Source organism: Streptomyces sp. P17 (genome assembly GCF_032436805.1).
Taxonomy (GTDB): Bacteria; Actinomycetota; Actinomycetes; order Streptomycetales; family Streptomycetaceae; genus Streptomyces.
The window spans coordinates 1-264 of record NZ_JAVRBF010000961.1 but is presented as its reverse complement, the minus strand read 5'-3'; the positions used below and the strand labels follow the sequence as shown (position 1 = coordinate 264).

The following is a 264-nucleotide window of genomic DNA, read 5'->3' as shown; positions in this document are numbered from 1 at the left end:
CGAAGGCCTGGGACGAGGGCTTCGCCACGGCGAGCGAGGACGAGCACTGGGCCTGGATCCGCGCCCCGTTTCTGCGGGCGGCGAGCCACCACGGGCTGTTCGTCTGCCATGGGCACTCGCCGCACGACGGGCTCGCAGTAGCGCCCGCGGCCGCGATCGCCCGCCACCGGCTCAATCTCGACATCGGCTCGACCCGCACCGGCATGGCCCGCATGGCGCGGTTCGTCGGCGCGACGGTGACCCTCTACGAGCTCGTCGGCGAGC

1 protein-coding gene is annotated in these 264 nt (G+C 73.5%); it reads left to right on the top strand.

What is annotated here, in order from left to right; translation table 11 throughout:
* Positions 1 to 264 (top strand): hypothetical protein (locus tag RMT89_RS43570; RefSeq protein WP_315889292.1); only part of this gene is annotated, 264 nt, incomplete at both ends.